Origin of the sequence: Paracoccus pantotrophus (assembly GCF_008824185.1) — a bacterium.
Classification (GTDB): domain Bacteria; phylum Pseudomonadota; class Alphaproteobacteria; order Rhodobacterales; family Rhodobacteraceae; genus Paracoccus; species Paracoccus pantotrophus.
Window position 1 is genome coordinate 1000611 of sequence record NZ_CP044426.1, and the last position, 16521, is coordinate 1017131.

The 16521-nt window shown below is 67.3% G+C and carries 15 protein-coding genes; 8 read left to right on the forward strand and 7 right to left on the reverse strand.

Features of this window, described 5'->3' with window-relative positions:
• Positions 1 to 129 precede the first annotated feature (129 nt).
• From ESD82_RS15405 to hmpA, 5 genes are all read right to left on the reverse strand, one after another.
• A complete protein-coding gene (locus ESD82_RS15405; RefSeq protein WP_024844403.1) occupies positions 130 to 315 on the reverse strand; it encodes a hypothetical protein in 186 nt (61 codons plus the stop codon).
• Between the two features lie 358 nt (positions 316 to 673).
• Positions 674 to 1348, reverse strand: coding sequence for a DUF2270 domain-containing protein (locus ESD82_RS15410; protein WP_028710610.1), 675 nt, complete (start codon positions 1346 to 1348; stop codon positions 674 to 676).
• 91 nt (positions 1349 to 1439) lie between these two features.
• On the reverse strand, positions 1440 to 2255 hold the full coding sequence (locus ESD82_RS15415; RefSeq protein WP_147427973.1) for a DUF72 domain-containing protein: 816 nt from the start codon (positions 2253 to 2255) through the stop codon (positions 1440 to 1442).
• A 58-nt stretch (positions 2256 to 2313) separates the two neighbouring features.
• Positions 2314 to 3351, reverse strand: coding sequence for a GlxA family transcriptional regulator (locus ESD82_RS15420; protein WP_024844400.1), 1038 nt, complete (start codon positions 3349 to 3351; stop codon positions 2314 to 2316).
• 119 nt (positions 3352 to 3470) lie between these two features.
• Positions 3471 to 4679 (reverse strand): NO-inducible flavohemoprotein, encoded by a 1209-nt coding sequence (hmpA, locus tag ESD82_RS15425; protein WP_024844399.1) that lies wholly within the window; start codon positions 4677 to 4679, stop codon positions 3471 to 3473.
• Between the two features lie 122 nt (positions 4680 to 4801).
• Between hmpA and ESD82_RS15430 the strand changes: the two genes are divergently transcribed.
• On the forward strand, positions 4802 to 5245 hold the full coding sequence (locus ESD82_RS15430; protein ID WP_024844398.1) for an Rrf2 family transcriptional regulator: 444 nt from the start codon (positions 4802 to 4804) through the stop codon (positions 5243 to 5245).
• 6 nt (positions 5246 to 5251) lie between these two features.
• Here ESD82_RS15430 and ESD82_RS15435 read toward each other — a convergent pair whose 3' ends face one another.
• On the reverse strand, positions 5252 to 6157 hold the full coding sequence (locus ESD82_RS15435) for a LysR substrate-binding domain-containing protein (RefSeq protein ID WP_147427972.1): 906 nt from the start codon (positions 6155 to 6157) through the stop codon (positions 5252 to 5254).
• A 121-nt stretch (positions 6158 to 6278) separates the two neighbouring features.
• On the opposite strand from ESD82_RS15435, the gene ESD82_RS15440 reads away from it, so the two are divergent.
• Both ESD82_RS15440 and ESD82_RS15445 read left to right on the forward strand, forming a co-directional pair.
• A complete protein-coding gene (locus tag ESD82_RS15440; RefSeq protein ID WP_147427971.1) occupies positions 6279 to 7505 on the forward strand; it encodes an aminopeptidase P family protein in 1227 nt (408 codons plus the stop codon).
• Between the two features lie 146 nt (positions 7506 to 7651).
• Positions 7652 to 8986, forward strand: a complete 1335-nt coding sequence (locus ESD82_RS15445; RefSeq protein WP_147427970.1) for an MFS transporter — start codon at positions 7652 to 7654, stop codon at positions 8984 to 8986.
• Positions 8987 to 9033: 47 nt separating this feature from the next.
• Here the strand turns inward: ESD82_RS15445 and cbbR are convergent, their stop codons facing one another.
• Positions 9034 to 9963 carry a LysR family regulator CbbR gene (gene cbbR, locus ESD82_RS15450; protein WP_024844394.1) on the reverse strand — a complete coding sequence of 310 codons (930 nt, stop codon included), beginning with the start codon at positions 9961 to 9963 and terminating at the stop codon, positions 9034 to 9036.
• Positions 9964 to 10056: 93 nt separating this feature from the next.
• Here cbbR and ESD82_RS15455 point away from each other — a divergent pair, with 93 nt between their 5' ends.
• The 5 genes from ESD82_RS15455 to ESD82_RS15475 are packed head-to-tail and all read left to right on the forward strand — an operon-like array spanning position 10057 to position 16520.
• A complete protein-coding gene (locus tag ESD82_RS15455; protein WP_024844393.1) occupies positions 10057 to 11049 on the forward strand; it encodes a class 1 fructose-bisphosphatase in 993 nt (330 codons plus the stop codon).
• A gap of 21 nt (positions 11050 to 11070) precedes the next feature.
• Positions 11071 to 11943, forward strand: coding sequence for a phosphoribulokinase (locus ESD82_RS15460; RefSeq protein ID WP_024844392.1), 873 nt, complete (start codon positions 11071 to 11073; stop codon positions 11941 to 11943).
• 15 nt (positions 11944 to 11958) lie between these two features.
• The gene (tkt, locus tag ESD82_RS15465) at positions 11959 to 13962 is read left to right on the forward strand and encodes a transketolase (RefSeq protein WP_147427969.1); all 2004 of its coding nucleotides are present in this window, start codon (positions 11959 to 11961) and stop codon (positions 13960 to 13962) included.
• On the forward strand, positions 13962 to 15041 hold the full coding sequence (gene fba, locus ESD82_RS15470; RefSeq protein ID WP_024844390.1) for a class II fructose-bisphosphate aldolase: 1080 nt from the start codon (positions 13962 to 13964) through the stop codon (positions 15039 to 15041). Before tkt ends, fba begins: the two co-directional genes overlap by 1 nt.
• Positions 15042 to 15056: 15 nt before the next feature.
• The gene (locus ESD82_RS15475; RefSeq protein WP_024844389.1) at positions 15057 to 16520 is read left to right on the forward strand and encodes a form I ribulose bisphosphate carboxylase large subunit; all 1464 of its coding nucleotides are present in this window, start codon (positions 15057 to 15059) and stop codon (positions 16518 to 16520) included.
• Position 16521 lies beyond the last annotated feature (1 nt).

Genomic DNA, 16521 nt, shown 5'->3' on the forward strand with positions numbered 1-16521 from the left:
AAAACAGACAGAACCGGACTGTTCAGGCATTGCCGCCCCGCCGTATCGGGACGGGGACGGGATGATTCTCGGCGCACCATTCGCGGATCGGCAAGACACGAGGGGCAGGTCCGCGCCGGCGCCGGGACATCACCCGTCGTCGCTGCGTTTCAAGAAAAGCGCCGCGAAAAGATAGATCCCTGCCGCACCGAACAGGAAGGCCCAGAAGAACGCGCCACTGGTTGCCTCGAACCCCGCCCAAAGCAGGGGCAGCAGGACGCAGAGGACACGGACCCAGAGCGGGCGGAAGAACGGGTGTTCGGGATCGACCAGCATTCCGCCAACCTAGCCGGGCCGGGCAGGATGCGCCATATCCTTCGGCGCCTCGGAGCCGGTGGATTGACATTGTGCCGGGTGGCGCCTCTCGGGATCCAGCCCCATGGCGCCTGCCCTTCTTTCTTGCCCAAATATCCCGGGGGGACGTTTCCTGCGCCCCGTCGAGGGGCGCAGGAAACGCGGGGGGCAGCGCCCCCGAAGGCCAGCGGCGCAGCAGATCCATCCGGCAGCCGGCCGCACGGTCGGGACATGGATGGTGGCGGCCTTGGCCATCTCCTCGATTTCGGGCGCTTCGTCCTGCATTCCGGCGAGGGGATGCGTGACCAAACCCGTGTGGCCTTGCATCAGCCCGCCGGGTTCACCCCATGCCCAGCGGATCCTGGCGCCAGCGGGCGCGCTTGCGGTCCTCGCCCAGGCTCCACAGCGCAATGGCGCCCCAGGACAGGCAATAGGCCAGCCCGATGCCCAGCACCAGCCAGCCCGGAATCGGGCCGATGGCGGCGCGCTCCAGCAATTCGGCCGCCGATTGCAGCGGGGTCGGATGCACCCCCAGCTTGCCCAGATAGGCCACGGTCTGGATCAACAGGATCCAGAAATAGTTGCGCCGGATGCGCCGGCCGATGGCGGTGCGCAGGCTGACGTGATAGGCGGGGCGGCGATAATCCTCGGCCAGCCGGTCCTGCCAGCCTGTGTCCAGCCGCAGGTCGCCGTCGCGCAGCATCGGCGCCATGAAGTTCAGCTCCATCCAGCGGCAGCGCGCGCGCCAGACGTTGAAATAGCGATAGCGCCGGGCCTCGAGCATCAGGAAGAAGATGATGAGGATGCCGACCAGCACCAGCGGCAGGGGCGATGCCTGGGGCGAGGAAAAGGTGATCGACAGCGCCACCCCCAGCGTCACCACCGACCAGTTCGTCGTGGTGTCGAGCCGCGTGCGCCAGATGGTCGAGCGATAGATTTCGGCCCGGTAAAGATGCGCAAGCGCGCCGATTTCCGCCGTGTCCAGCGGCTTGCGGCCGTTCTGCTGTCCGTCCATGCGCGTTCTCCCTGCCTTGCAGCTTGGCAGGGGCGGATCGCACGGGCAAGCCCCTTGGCCGCGCCGAAAGCGGAACGGGATCGCGGCGGCTTCAGCCCAGCCGCTCGATCAGCGCCATGGCGGCTTGCGGATTATGCGCCTTGTGGCCGCCGATGACGTAAAGATAGACGTCGCGCGGCCCCGAGACCGGGTTCGGCCCGACATGCTCCAGCCCCTCGGGCAGTCCGCCCGCCGCCCAGATCCGCACCCTTTCCGCCCAAAGATCCAGCGCCGCCGGCGCATAGCCCAGGGCCTTCTCGGCGCTGGTGCCCATGATGCGCACATAGACGAAGGGCGCGGTCGGATCGGCGATCTGCGGATATTTGCCATCCGCCGCGACCACCGCCGCCACGCCATGCTCGCGCAGCATCTCGGTGAAGACGGGCGTGCGGAAGCTCTGGTGGCGCACCTCGACCACGTGGCGCAGCGCCCTGCCCCCGGCCGCGGCCGCGGCCGGCAACAGCTTCAGGAAGGCCCGGAAATCGTCGGGCTCGAATGTCTTCGTCGCCATGAACTGCCAGTTGATCGGTCCCAGCTTGTCGCCCAAGAGCATGACCCCGCCCGACAGGAACCGCGCGATGGTTTCGCCCGCCTCGGCCAGCACCTTGCGATTGGTGGCATAGCGCGGCGCCTTCAGCGAAAAGACGAAATCCTCGGGCGTCTCGTCATGCCATTTGCGAAAGCTCTCGGGCTTTTGCGCGCCGTAATAGGTGCCGTTGATCTCGATCGAGGTCAGCCGGCGGCTGGCATGTTCCAGCTCGCGCCGCTGCGCCAGCCCCGCGGGATAGAAGCTGCCGCGCCAGGGCTCGTAGGTCCAGCCGCCGATGCCGATGCGGATGCGTCCCGCCGCCACCCTGCCCTTGTCCATCCGATACCCTCCTGCGCTGGCGATTCGGCCGATCATAGCGCAGGGCGCGGGCCGCGCCCTAACCCGGCCGCTTGCGCGTCAGCGAGAACTTGTGGGGCGAGATGCCGTATTGCCCCCGGAACACCTTGGAGAAATACGAGGACGAGCCGAAACCGCAGGCCACCGCCACCTGCATGACGCTGAGATTGGTCTCGGTCAGCAGCGAGCGGGCATGTTGCAGCCGCACCTTGTTGAGATATTGCAGCGGCGTCGTGTCCAGGTAGCGCTGGAACAATCGCTCCAGCTGGCGGCGCGAGATGCCCAGGTGGCTGGCGCATTCGCCCAGGTCGATCTCGTCCTCGACATGGGCCTCGATATAGGCCACGGCGCGGATCAGGTGGTCGTTTCGCGTGCCCAGGCGGACGGAAAGCGAGCTCAGCTGTTCGTCCTCGCCGCGGCGGATCTGGCCCAGCAGGCACATGTTCATCACCGCCTGGCCCAGTTCGGCGCCGTAGTAATCCTCGATCAGCTTCAGTGCCAGCTCGGCCGAAGCGACGCCGCCGGCGCAGGTGACGATGCGGTCGTCGATGCAGAAGATGCGCCGCTCGGGCGCCAGGTCCGGATATTTCTCGGTGAAGTTCGGAATGTTTTCCCAATGCAGGGTAAAGCGGCGGCCGTTGAGGATGCCGGCGCGGGCCAGCGCATAGGCGCCGGTGCAAAGCCCGCCCACCGTGCCGCCGTGGCGCCATTGCTTGCGCAGCCAGTCGGTCAGTTCGGCGCTGCATCCCGCATCCGGCTCGACCCCGCCGCAGACCAGCACGTAATCCGAGGCCAGGGCCTCGGACAGCGGCGCGTCGGGCAGAAGCGGCACCCCGTTCGAGCAGGCGATCGGCGCGCCCGTCTCGCTGTGGATGCGCCATTTGAACAGCACCTGCTCGGTCAGCTGGTTGGCCACCCGCAAGGGCTCGATCGCCGAGGTGAAGGCCAGCATGGTAAAGCGCGGCATCAGCACGAAGGACACGGTGATCGGCGCCCGGGCCGGCGTCGAAAGCTTCACATGGGCAATGCCCCGCGCGATATAGCGTTCCCTGTCGTCAGCAGCAGATTGCGGCACCATGGTTTCCCGAATGCTGCGCCCGGCCGGAGGACCGGGCGTCCGTTCCGCATTGCCACAAGCCACGGCGCGCTGCCAAGCCCCTTGGCAAGCGGCCGGGCCATCGGCGTCCGGACCCCGCCTCAGGCAACCAGCAATTCGTCGGCCGGGCCGAAGAACTCGTAATGGATGCGGTCCGAGGGCACGCCGGCCAGCGACAGGGCGGCCACCGCCGCCCGCAGGAAGGGGCGCGGGCCGCAGATATAGTAATCCGCATCGCCCGAAGGGGTGTTGGCCAGCAGCCATTCCTCGGTGATCAGCCCGGCATGGTCGTAGTCGCGGCCGGCGACCTCATCCGCCAGCGGCGTCTGGTGGAAATCGGTGACGGTGATCTGCCCCCGTCCCTTGGCCAGCGCGCGGACATGGGCGCGCATCGCATGGGTCTCGCGGTCATGGGTGCCGTGGATGTAATGCACCGGCACCGGCGCGTCCGATTGCACCAGCGCCTCCAGCATGGCGACCATCGGCGTCAGGCCCACACCGCCCGACAGCAGCACCACCGGCCGCTTGGGCCGTTCGGGCAGGAAGAACTCGCCCGCGGGCGCGGCCACCTTCAGCACCGTGCCCGGCCTTTGCTGGTGCAGCCAGCCCGAGACCAGCCCCTGCGGCTCGCGCTTGACCGAGATGCGATAGGTCTGGCCGTTCGGCGCAGCCGAGATCGAATAGTTGCGCTTGGCCGGGGCATGGCCGGGGATCTCCAGCCAGAAGGTCAGGTACTGGCCCGGCTTGTGCGCCATCACCGGCCCGCCATCGACCGGGCGCAGGATAAACGAGGCGATGGTGCTGCTTTCGCGGATCACCTCGTCGATGCGGAACTCGCGCCAGCCGTTCCAGCCGCCCGCGACCGCCAGCTGCTCGTCATAGATCCGCCGCTCGCGCGCGATCAGGATATTGGCAAGGAACCAATAGGCCTCGCCCCAGGCATCCAGCACCTCGTCGGTGGCCGCATCGCCCAGCACCGCCTGGATGGCGCCCAAGAGCGCCTCGGCGACATGGGGGTAATGCTCGGGCAGGATCTGCAGGCCCACGTGTTTCTGGGCGATGCGCTCGACCGCGGGGACCAGCGCCGTGACGTTGTCGATATTGTTGGCATAGGCCAGGATCGCCCCGGTCAGCGCGCGCGGCTGCGCTTCCGAACCGCCCTGGTGCGACTGGTTGAACAGGTCGCGGATCTCGGGGTTCTGGAACATGCGCGCATACATTTCGCGCACGATGTCAAGGCCATGCGCCTCGAGCCCAGGGACAGTGGCTTTGACCAGGGCGATGGTCTGCGCGCTCAGCGGCTGCGGCATCGGGCTTCTCCTGCTAGGTTGCGCGGCGGGGGTCGGCCGCGACTCAAAACATGTATTGCGGATACATGTATCTTTGCCGCCAGAAACATGCAATCAGGATACATGTTTTATCGGAGGCCGCGATGCGCCTGACGCGCTATACCGATTACGCCATGCGCGTGCTCTTGTATCTGGGCCGCGAGCCCGAACGGCTGTGCTCGATCGGCGAGATCGCGCAAGCCTATGGCATCTCGCAGAACCACCTGATGAAGGTCATCAACGACCTGGTGCATGCGGGCTTTCTGGCCAGCCTGCGCGGCCGCAACGGCGGCATCCGGCTGGCGCGGCCGCCGGCCGAGATCAATATCGGCGCGCTGGTGCGCCATACCGAGGACGATTTCGACCTGGTCGGCTGCACCAGCTGCATCATCGCGCCGGCCTGCGGGCTGACCTCGGTGCTGGACGAGGCGATGGCGGGCTTCATGGCGGTTCTGGACGGCTACAGCCTGGCCGATGTGCTGGCGCGGCGGCCGGATTTCTCGCATCTGCTGCACCCGGTGGCGCCGCGCGAGCCGGCGCGGTCCTGACCCGGATCAGCCGCCCGGCCCGGCATCCCTTTCGTGGAACGCCCAGTCCTGGAAGGCCTGGGCGTTCTCGGCCAGGTCGGCAGGCTGCGGATCGTTGGCCAGCAGGTAGTAGCCATAGTTTTCCTGCACCGTCACCGGCGACAGCTGCACCAGCCGGCCGCTGTCGAGGTCGTCGCGGATCATCGCCAGCGGGCACAGCGCCACGCCCTGCCCGGCCAGCGCGGCAGCGCGCAGCAGGTTGAAATCCTCGAAGACCGGCCCGGCCTCGTCCGGGTCGATGCCCTCGCCCGCCCGCGAAAGCCAGGCGCGCCAGGCCGAGGTGTCGGTATCGTGCAAAAGCCCCGCCGCCTTGATCGCGGCGGCCGGGGGCGGCGCCTTGCCGAAAGCGGGCAGCAGCGCGGGGTTGCAGACCGGCGCGCTTGCCCCCGGCAGGAAGCCCAGCACCCGCACCCCCGGCACGGCCGGCGGGCCATCCGAGAAGACGAAGGCGAAATGCGTGCTGCGAAAGTCGATCTCCTGACCGTGCATGGCATAGACCACCCGCAGCGCCACCTCGGGATGCGCCTGCCGAAAGCGCGAGAGCCGCGGGATCAGCCAGCAGATCGCCACCGAGGGGATGGCGGCGATCACCAGCGGCTGCGTGCCGCCGGCCATGCGCACCCGCTTGCAGGCAGCCTCGATCTCGGCCAGCGACAGGCTCAGCGTCCGCGCCAGTTCCTGCCCGCGGGGCAGGATGCGCGGCCGCGGCCCCGAGCGGTCGAACAGCGCGACCCCCAGGAATTCCTCAAGGTGGCGGACCTGATGGCTGACCGCCGACTGGGTGACGAACAGCGCCTTCGCCGCCTCCTTGAAGCTTTTCAGCCGGGCCACCGCCTCGAAGGCGCGCAGGGCGTTCAGCGGCAGAAGCGACATCGGCGTTCCAAAACTGTTTGAGATTTTCTCAAGTGAAGCATGAGAAACCGTCTTTTGACAAGCGGCCTTGCGGAACCGATCCTGCCGCCATCCGAACCCCCAAAAGACAAAAGGACATCCCATGCAACGCGACAGGCTCCAGAGTTTCGTCGGCAATGGCGAGAAGGCGGTCCCGACCTTCTCGGCCACGGAAATGCAGCGCCGCCAGGATGCAATCCGGGCGCATATGGCGCAGGCAGGCATCGATGCGGCGCTGTTCACCTCGTATCACAACATCAATTATTACGCCGATTTCCTCTATTGCCAGTTCGGCCGCCGCTACGGGCTGGTGATCGACCATGACAAGGCGACCACCATCAGCGCCGGCATCGACGGCGGCCAGCCCTGGCGGCGCAGCTTCGGCGGAAACGTCACCTATACCGACTGGCAGAAGGACAATTATTTTCATGCGCTGCGCCAACTGGCCGGCCAGGCCCGACGCATCGGCATCGAGTTCGACCATGTCAACATCGACCTGCTCGACCTGCTGAAGGCGGAGTTTCCCGGCGTCGCGTTCGTCGATATCGCAGCGCCTGCCATGCGGCTGCGCATGATCAAATCGGCCGAGGAGATCGCCCATATCACCGAGATGGCCCGTATCGCCGATCTGGGCGGCGCGGCCTGCGTCGAGGCGGTGGCCGTGGGCGTGCCCGAGCATGAGGTGGCGCTGCATTCCACCGCCGCCATGGTGCGCGAGATCGCGAAAACCTGGCCCCATGCCGAACTGCTGGACAGCTGGACCTGGTTCCAGTCCGGCGTGAACACCGACGGCGCCCACAACCCGGTGACGAGCCGCAAGATCCAGCGCGGCGACATCCTGTCGCTGAACTGCTTCCCCATGGTCGCGGGCTATTACGTCGCGCTGGAGCGCACGCTCTTCGCCGAGCAGGCCAGCGACGAACATGTCCGGCTGTGGGAGTTCAACTGCAAGGTCCATGACCGCGGCAAGGAATTGCTGGTGCCGGGCAAGAAATGCTCGGAGATCGCGGCCGAGCTGAACGAGATGTATGCGGCCGAGAACCTGCTGCAATACCGCAGCTTCGGCTATGGCCACAGCTTCGGGGTGCTGTGCCACTATTACGGCCGCGAGGCGGGGCTGGAGCTGCGCGAGGATTGCGACACGGTGCTGGAGCCCGGCATGGTCGTCTCGATGGAGCCGATGATCACCATCCCCGAGGGCATGCCCGGCGCCGGCGGCTATCGCGAACACGACATCCTGGTGATCGAGGAAGGCGGGAACCGCAACATCACCGGCTTCCCCTATGGACCCGAGCATCTGATCGTCAGGGGCAAGGCCAAGGCCGCCTGATCCCCCGCCGCCCGCCGGACCATCCGGCGGGCGGATCGCGTAACGGCGGTTGCGACCGCCGCCACCGGCCCGCATCCCCCGCGGGCCGGGCCGAAAGGCCATTGCCGGCAGAGGAGGCCGGCAGGAACACCCAAGGGAGGGTAACAATGTCCAATCCAACGCTCGCCGCGGCGGCCGACATGCCGCAGGATGCGGCGCAAGACACCGAGGTTTCGCCCGACGTGGTGAAGAAGGTGCTGGGCGCCAGCTTCGTCGGCAATTTCGTCGAATGGTTCGACTATGCCTCATACGGCTATTTCGCCACCGTCATCGCCCATGCCTTCTTCCCCGAGATCGCGCCGACCAGCGCGCTGCTGGCGACCTTCGCGGTCTTTGCCATCTCGTTCATCATCCGCCCGGTCGGCGGCATCATCTGGGGCGCGATCGGCGACCGGGTCGGCCGGCGCACCGCGCTGTCCTGGTCGATCCTGATCATGTCGGGCGCCACCACCGTCATCGCGCTCTTGCCGTCCTATCACCAGATCGGCCTGCTGGCGCCGGTGCTTCTGCTGCTGGTGCGCATGGTGCAGGGCTTTTCGGCGGCGGGCGAATATGCCGGCGCCACCTCGTTCATCGCCGAATATTCCCCGACCCATCGCCGCGGCCTTTACACCAGCATCGTACCGGCCTCGACCGCAGCGGGGCTGCTGGCCGGTTCGCTGATGTCGGCGGGGCTCTTCGCCTTCCTGGACGAGGCGCAGATGCAAAGCTTCGGCTGGCGCATCCCCTTCCTGCTGGCGCTGCCTCTGGGCTTCATCGGCCTTTATATTCGGCTGCGGCTGGAGGACACGCCGAAATTCCGCGAGCTGGAAAAGACCCATCACGTCGAGGCCACCCCGGTGCGCGAGCTGTTTCGCAACCATCGCCGGCAGATCGCCATCGCCTTCGGCGTCACCTGCCTCAACGCCGTGGGCTTCTACCTGATCCTCAGCTACATGCCCACCTATCTCTCGACCGAGATGGGCATGGGCAAGGCCCAGGCCTTTCTGGCCACCAGCATCTCGCTGGCCAGCTACATCTTCCTGATCTTCCTGATGGGCATGCTGTCGGACCGGCTGGGGCGCAAAACGGCGCTGATCACCGCCTCGGTGCTGTTCATGGGCCTGACCGTGCCGCTGTTCAGCATGCTCGACGGCGCGAGCTTCGCCACCATCGTGCTGATCCAGATCGCCTTCGGCGCACTGCTGACCATTAACGACGGCACCCTGCCCTGCTTCCTGTCCGAGATCTTTCCGACCCGCGTGCGCTATTCCGGCTTCGCCTTCAGCTTCAACACCGCGAATGCGCTGTTTGGCGGCACCGCGCCCTTCGTCGCGACCTGGCTGATCAGCGTGACCGGCAGCAAGCTGGCCCCGGCCTGGTATCTGGTCGGCGCCGCCGGTCTGGCGCTGGTCGCCATGCTGATGGCGCGCGAGACCGCCGGCAAGCCGCTGGAGGACTGACCCCGCAAGGCAAGCGCCGGCCGCAGGCGATCCGCCGCGGCCGGCGCTTACGATTCGACCGTGGGCAGGAAGCCGCCCTTCAGCCCCAGGACATGATCATGCACGCGCCGTCCCGCCGGCGACAGCGCCATGTCCTCGCGCCGGATCAGGAACCAGTTGCGCTGGATCGGCAGCCCCTCGGCCTTCAGCGCCACCAGCCGGCCGGCGCGCAATTCCTCGGTCACCGTGTGCTGCGAGATCAGCGCGATGCCCAAGCCCGCGATCACCGCCTGCTTGATGGTCTCGTTCGTGCCCATCTCGACCATGCGCCAGGGCGTGCCGTCGCCGATCCGGTCCAGGAAGCGCGTCATCAGGATGCGCGTGCCCGAGCCGGGCTCGCGCGCCAGATAGGTCTCGGCCAGGAGATCGCGCGGCGTCGCCGGATCGGCGGCGGCCAGCGGGTGATCGGGGGGCGCCACGATGATATGGGGATGCGGGCCGATGGGCTCGGCCACCACCGCCGGGCTGCGCGGCGGCCGGCCCATGATCGCCAGGTCCAGCGCCCGCGAGGTCAGCCACTGGATTACCGCGTCGCGGTTGCCGATGCGCAGCGTCACCTCGACCTCGGGCAACGCGCGGCGCAGGTCGGCGACGAGGCGCGGCGCGAAATACTTGCCGGTCGAGACCACCCCCAGCGAGACATTGCCGGTATGGCCGCTTTGCAGCGCCGCCACCCGCCGCGCGCAGGTTTCAAGCGCGATGGCGATCTGCGCCTCGGCTTCCAGCACCGCCCGCCCCTCTTCGGTGGCAAGGAAGGCGCCATGCTCGCCCCGGATCACCATGGGGGCGCCGAGCAGATCCTCCAGCGCACGCAGCTGGCTGTGGATCGCGGGCGGGCTGAGGCTCAGCAGCCCCGCCGCCCCGGTCAGCGAGCCGCTGTCGATGACGGCGCGCAGCACGCGCAGCTGGCGCAGGGTTATGGCACTGATCCGCTTCATTCAGAATTTCCGAAATACATTTTTGTATTATTAAATGTTCCTTAAAATCTGGACATGTCAACAAGAAGACGGGACGCGCCAGAGGAGGGGCAGATGACCGCCGAGACAATCCAGACCGACCGCATTCCCGAGGAGTTGCGCCCCGTGATGCGGGCGATGGCCGAGGCCGGGGCCCGGCTTGCCGCGATCATCCGCCGGGGTGGCGACCTTGCCTCGCCGGTCGGGACCAATGCGGATGGCGACGGGCAGAAGGCGCTGGACGTGATGGCGGACGACCTGTTCCGCCAGGCGCTGGCCGGCGCGGGGGTGCGCTGGCTCGCCTCGGAGGAACAGGACGAGGCCGTGGCGCTGGACCCCGCGGGCCGGCTGGCCGTCGCCATCGACCCGCTGGACGGCTCCTCGAACATCGACACCAATGTCTCGATCGGCACGATCTTTTCGATCTATCCCGCCGAGGCGACGGCCGAGGCCAGCTTCCTGCGCCCGGCGCGCCAGCAGATCGGCGGGGGCTACATCATCTACGGCCCGCGCTGCGCCATGATGGTCACGTTCGGCGACGGCGTGCAGCATTACGCGCTGGACCCCGACAGCGACGGCTTCCGGCTGGTGACGGCCCGGCAGGAGATGCCCGAAAGCGCCCTGGAATTCGCCATCAACGCCTCGAACTACCGGCACTGGCCGCAGCCGATCCGCGCCTATATCGACGATTGCCTGGCCGGCAGCGACGGCCCGCGCGAACAGAACTTCAACATGCGCTGGATCGCCTCGCTGGTGGCGGAAACCCACCGCATCCTGATCCGGGGCGGCGTGTTCCTGTATCCCGGCGACGCGCGCGAGGGCTACGGCTCGGGCCGGCTGCGCATGCTTTACGAATGCGCGCCCATCGCCTTGCTGGTCGAACAGGCCGGCGGTCGCGCCACCGACGGGCTGGTCCCGATCCTCGACCAGGGCGCGGCGCGCCTGCACCAGCGCACGCCCTTCGTCTTCGGCTCGGCCGAGAAGGTCGCCCGCATCGCCGCCTATCACGAACTGCCCCAGACCGAGGTCTCGGCGCTGTTCGGCCATCGCGGCCTGTTCCGGGCCTGATCTGGAAAAAGAAGGGACACCATGAGCAAGAAACACCCGATCATTTCCGTCACCGGCTCGTCGGGCGCGGGCACCACCACGATCAAGAACACCTTCGACCAGATCTTCCGCCGCGAGAAGATCACCGCCGTCAGCATCGAGGGCGACGCCTTCCACCGCTTCGACCGCGCGGCGATGAAGGCCGAACTGGCGCGCCGGACCGAGGCGGGCGACCACACCTTCAGCCATTTCAGCATCGAGGCCAACGAGCTGGAGCGCCTGGAACAGGTGTTTCGCCATTACGGCCAGACCGGCACCGGCCAGACCCGGCATTACGTCCACGACGACCGCGAGGCCGAGAAATACGGCACGCCCCCCGGCCAGTTCACGGCATGGGAGGATTTCGCCCCCGGCTCGGACCTGCTGTTCTACGAGGGGCTGCATGGCGCGGTCCGCTCGGACGGCATCGACATCGCCGGCCAGGCCGACCTGAAGATCGGCGTGGTGCCGGTCATCAACCTGGAATGGATCCAGAAGATCCACCGCGACAAGGCCAGCCGCGGCTATTCGACCGAGGCCGTGACCGACGTGATCCTGCGCCGCATGCATGCCTATGTGCATGTGATCTGCCCGCAGTTCACCGAAACCGACATCAACTTCCAGCGCGTCCCGGTGGTCGATACCTCGGACCCGTTCATCGCGCGCTGGATCCCCACGGCGGACGAAAGCCTGGTGGTGATCCGCTTCAAGAACCCGCGCGGCATCGATTTTCCCTATCTGACCTCGATGATCCAGGGCTCGTGGATGAGCCGCGCCAATTCCATCGTCATTCCGGGGCCGAAGCTGGACCTCGCCATGCAGCTGATCCTGACGCCGATGATCCTGCGTCTGGTCAACGAATCGAAACGGGCCTGAAGGGAGGGAAAGAGGATGAACCAGATGGCAAGGATCGACACCGGTATGGAGGCGCAGATGGCCAATGCCATCCGCGCGCTGGCGATGGATGCGGTCGAGGCCGCGAAATCCGGCCATCCGGGCGCGCCCATGGGCATGGCCGACGTGGCCGCGGTGCTGTTCAACCGCTTCATGAAGATCGACCCGGCGGATGCCGCCTGGCCCGACCGCGACCGCTTCGTGATGTCGGCGGGCCATGGCTCGATGCTGGTCTATGCGATCAACCACATGCTGGGCTATGACGACATGGACATGGACCAACTGCGGAATTTCCGCCAGCTGGGCGCGCGCACCGCCGGCCATCCCGAATACGGCCATGCCAAGGGGATCGAGACCACCACCGGCCCGCTGGGCCAGGGGCTAGCCACCGCCGTCGGCATGGCGCTGGCCGAGCGGATGATGAACGCCCGCTTCGGCGACGGGCTGGTCGATCACTGGACCTATGTCATCTCGGGCGACGGCTGCCTGATGGAGGGCATCAGCCACGAGGCCATCGACTTTGCCGGCCACCAGCGGCTGGGCCGGCTGATCCTGATGTGGGATGACAACGGCATCACCATCGACGGCCATACCGACCTGTCCACCTCGACCGACCAGATGGCGCGCTTTGCCGCCGCGAGCTGGCATGTGCAGGCGGTGGACGGCCATGACCGCGAGGCGGTGGCCGCCGCGATCGAGGCCGCGCGGGCGGATGAGCGCCCCTCGCTCATCGCCTGCAAGACGGTGATCGGCTATGGCGCGCCCAACAAGCAGGGCAGCCACGACGTGCATGGCGCGCCGCTGGGCGCCGACGAGATCGCGGCGGCGCGCGCGCATCTGGGCTGGAACCATTCGCCCTTCGAAATACCCCAAGACATCCTGGACTCCTGGCGCTGTGTCTCCGCGCGAGGGGCCGAGGCGCGGTCAGCATGGCAGAAGCGGCTGGAAACGTCCCCAGATCAGGGCCGTTTCAACGCCATGCTGGCCGCGCCCGATGCGGCGGCGCTGCGTAGCGCCATCCGCGACTATACGGCAAAGCTGGCCGCCGACCGGCCCAAGGTGGCGACCCGCAAGGCCTCGGAAATGGCGCTGGAGGTGGTGAACGCCACGCTGCCGAACACGGTGGGCGGCTCGGCCGACCTGACCGGCTCGAACAACACCCGCAGCAAGGGCATGGTCTCGGTGACGCCGGCCGAGCGGCTGGGCCGCTATGTCCATTACGGCATCCGCGAACACGGCATGGCCGCGATCATGAACGGCCTGGCGCTGCACGGGGGCTTTGTCCCCTATGGCGGCACCTTCCTGGCCTTTTCCGACTATTCCCGCCCGGCGATCCGGCTGGGCGCGCTGATGGGGGTGCCGGTCGTCCATGTCATGACCCATGACAGCATCGGCCTGGGCGAGGACGGGCCGACCCACCAGCCGGTCGAGCATGTCGCGGCGCTGCGGGCGATCCCGAACCTGATGGTCTTCCGCCCCGCCGATGCGGTCGAGACCGCCGAGGCCTGGGAGATCGCGCTGACCGCGCCCGCCAGCCCCTCGGTCCTGTGCCTGTCGCGCCAGAACCTGCCCGCCGTGCGGCTTAAGGCCGATGACGAGAACCTGAGCCGCCAGGGCGCCTATGTCCTGCGCGAGACCGAGGGCGCGCGCGACGCGACGCTGATCGCCACCGGCTCGGAGGTCGAGATCGCGCTGGAGGCCGCCGATCTGCTGGCCGCGCAGGGCGTGCGCGCCGCCGTCGTCTCGGCCCCCTGCTTCGAGCTGTTCGCCCAGCGCCCGCAGGCCGAACGCGAAGCGGTGCTGGGCCGCGCCCCGCGCATCGGCATCGAGGCGCTGATCCGCCAGGGCTGGGACGGGCTTTTCCTGCGCCCCGGCGACGGTTTCATCGGCATGGCCGGCTTTGGCGCCTCGGCCCCCGCCCCCGCGCTTTACCGGCATTTCGGCATCACCGCCGAACGTGCCGCCGACCTTGCCAACCAGCTTATCCAGGGAGGAAAGTGATGGCCCTCATCACGCTGCGACAGCTTCTGGACCACGCCGCCGAGCATGGCTACGGCGTGCCCGCCTTCAACATCAACAACATGGAACAGGGGCTGGCCATCGTGAAGGCGGCGGCCGAGGTCGATGCGCCGGTGATCCTGCAGGCCAGCCGCGGCGCCCGTTCCTATGCCGGCGACATCATGCTGCGGCGCATGGTCGAGGCGCTGGCCGAGATGAACCCGACCATCCCGATCTGCCTGCACCAGGACCACGGCAACAACCTGGCCACCTGCATGTCGGCGATCCGGCACGGATTCACCAGCGTGATGATGGACGGCTCGCTGCATGAGGACATGAAGACGCCCGCCGATTACGACTATAACGTCGCGGTGACGGCCAAGGTCTCCGAGGCCGCCCATGCCGTCGGCGCCTCGGTCGAGGGCGAGCTGGGCGTGCTGGGCAGCCTGGAGACCGGCGAAGCCGCGGCCGAGGACGGCTCGGGCGCCGAGGGCAAGCTGGACCACAGCCAGCTTCTGACCGACCCCGATCAGGCGGTGGATTTCGTCGCCCGCACCCATTGCGACGCGCTGGCCATCGCCTGCGGCACCAGCCATGGCGCCTACAAGTTCAGCCGCAAGCCCGATGGCGACATCCTGGCCATGCATGTGATCGAGGCGATCCACGAGCGCCTGCCCGGCACGCATCTGGTCATGCACGGCTCCAGCTCGGTGCCGCAATATCTGCAAGACCTGATCAACGAGGCCGGCGGCCAGATGCCGCAGACCTATGGCGTCCCGGTCGAGGAGATCGAGCGCGGCATCCGCCACGGCGTGCGCAAGGTGAATATCGACACCGATTGCCGCATGGCGATGACCGGGCAGTTCCGCAAGATCGCCCGCGACAAGCCCGATGAATTCGACCCCCGCAAGTTCCTGATCCCGGCGATGAAGGAGCTGACGGCCCTGTGCCGCGACCGCTTCGAACGCTTCGGCACCGCGGGCCATGCCAGCAAGATCAGGGTCATCCCGATGGACGAGATGGCCAAACGCTACGCGTCGGGGGCGCTGGACCCGGCAATCACTGGCGCGAAAGCCGCCTGAGGAGGAGGAAGCCCGATGAACGAGATGAGCAAGTCGGAAATCACCGACAAGAAGAAGCGCTATGCGGCCGGCGTGCTGAAATACGCCCAGATGGGCTATTGGGACGGCGACTACCAGCCCAAGGACACTGACATCCTGGCCCTGTTCCGCATCACCCCGCAAGAGGGCGTGGACCCGATCGAGGCAGCGGCGGCGGTGGCCGGCGAAAGCTCGACCGCGACCTGGACCGTGGTCTGGACCGACCGGCTGACCGCCTGCGACCAGTATCGCGCGAAAGCCTATAAGGTCGAGCCGGTGCCGGGCACGCCGGGGCAGTATTTCTGCTATGTCGCCTATGACCTGATCCTGTTCGAGGAAGGCTCGATCGCCAACGTCACCGCCTCGATCATCGGCAACGTCTTCAGCTTCAAGCCGCTGAAGGCCGCCCGGCTGGAGGACATGCGCTTCCCGGTCGCCTACATGAAGACCTTTGCCGGCCCGCCCACCGGCATCGTGGTCGAGCGCGAGCGGCTGGACAAGTTCGGCCGTCCCCTGCTGGGCGCCACCACCAAGCCCAAGCTGGGGCTGTCGGGCAAGAACTACGGCCGCGTGGTCTATGAGGGGCTGAAGGGCGGGCTCGACTTCATGAAGGACGACGAGAACATCAACTCGCAACCCTTCATGCATTGGCGCGACCGCTTCCTCTACTGCATGGAGGCGGTGAACAAGGCCACGGCCGCCACCGGCGAGGTCAAGGGGCACTATCTCAACATCACCGCCGGCACCATGGAAGAGATGTATCGCCGCGCCGAACTGGCCAAGGAGCTGGGCTCGGTCATCGTCATGGTGGACCTGATCGTCGGCTGGACCGCGATCCAGTCGATCTCGAACTGGTGCCGGCAGAACGACATGATCCTGCACATGCACCGCGCCGGCCACGGCACCTATACCCGGCAGAAGAACCACGGCATCAGCTTCCGCGTGATCGCCAAGTGGCTGCGCATGGCCGGGGTCGATCACCTGCATACCGGCACCGCCGTCGGCAAGCTGGAAGGCGATCCGATGACCGTGCAGGGCTATTACAACGTCTGCCGCGAGACGGTGAACGCGGTCGACCTGCCGCGCGGCATCTTCTTCGAGCAGGACTGGGCCAACCTGAAAAAGACCATGCCGGTCGCCTCGGGCGGCATCCATGCCGGGCAGATGCACCAGCTGCTGGACCTGTTCGGCGACGACGTGGTGCTGCAATTCGGCGGCGGCACCATCGGCCACCCGATGGGCATCCAGGCCGGCGCGACCGCGAACCGCGTGGCGCTGGAGGCCATGGTCCTGGCGCGCAACGAAGGCGTCGACATCGCAAACGAAGGCCCGGAAGTCCTGCGCAAGGCCGCCAAATGGTGCAAGCCGCTGGAGGCGGCGCTGGATACCTGGGGCAACATCACCTTCAACTATACCTCGACCGACACCTCGGACTTCGTTCCGACCGCGTCCGTCAGCTAAG

Excerpts from the sequence above, each read along its gene's own strand:
- ESD82_RS15405 (WP_024844403.1), bottom strand. The coding sequence starts at position 315 with ATGCTGGTCGATCCCGAACACCCGTTCTTCCGCCCGCTCTGGGTCCGT.
- ESD82_RS15410 (WP_028710610.1), bottom strand. The coding sequence starts at position 1,348 with ATGGACGGACAGCAGAACGGCCGCAAGCCGCTGGACACGGCGGAAATC.
- ESD82_RS15415 (WP_147427973.1), bottom strand. The coding sequence starts at position 2,255 with ATGGACAAGGGCAGGGTGGCGGCGGGACGCATCCGCATCGGCATCGGC.
- ESD82_RS15420 (WP_024844400.1), bottom strand. The coding sequence starts at position 3,351 with ATGGTGCCGCAATCTGCTGCTGACGACAGGGAACGCTATATCGCGCGG.
- hmpA (WP_024844399.1), bottom strand. The coding sequence starts at position 4,679 with ATGCCGCAGCCGCTGAGCGCGCAGACCATCGCCCTGGTCAAAGCCACT.
- ESD82_RS15430 (WP_024844398.1), top strand. The coding sequence starts at position 4,802 with ATGCGCCTGACGCGCTATACCGATTACGCCATGCGCGTGCTCTTGTAT.
- ESD82_RS15435 (WP_147427972.1), bottom strand. The coding sequence starts at position 6,157 with ATGTCGCTTCTGCCGCTGAACGCCCTGCGCGCCTTCGAGGCGGTGGCC.
- ESD82_RS15440 (WP_147427971.1), top strand. The coding sequence starts at position 6,279 with ATGCAACGCGACAGGCTCCAGAGTTTCGTCGGCAATGGCGAGAAGGCG.
- ESD82_RS15445 (WP_147427970.1), top strand. The coding sequence starts at position 7,652 with ATGTCCAATCCAACGCTCGCCGCGGCGGCCGACATGCCGCAGGATGCG.
- cbbR (WP_024844394.1), bottom strand. The coding sequence starts at position 9,963 with ATGAAGCGGATCAGTGCCATAACCCTGCGCCAGCTGCGCGTGCTGCGC.
- ESD82_RS15455 (WP_024844393.1), top strand. The coding sequence starts at position 10,057 with ATGACCGCCGAGACAATCCAGACCGACCGCATTCCCGAGGAGTTGCGC.
- ESD82_RS15460 (WP_024844392.1), top strand. The coding sequence starts at position 11,071 with ATGAGCAAGAAACACCCGATCATTTCCGTCACCGGCTCGTCGGGCGCG.
- tkt (WP_147427969.1), top strand. The coding sequence starts at position 11,959 with ATGAACCAGATGGCAAGGATCGACACCGGTATGGAGGCGCAGATGGCC.
- fba (WP_024844390.1), top strand. The coding sequence starts at position 13,962 with ATGGCCCTCATCACGCTGCGACAGCTTCTGGACCACGCCGCCGAGCAT.
- ESD82_RS15475 (WP_024844389.1), top strand. The coding sequence starts at position 15,057 with ATGAACGAGATGAGCAAGTCGGAAATCACCGACAAGAAGAAGCGCTAT.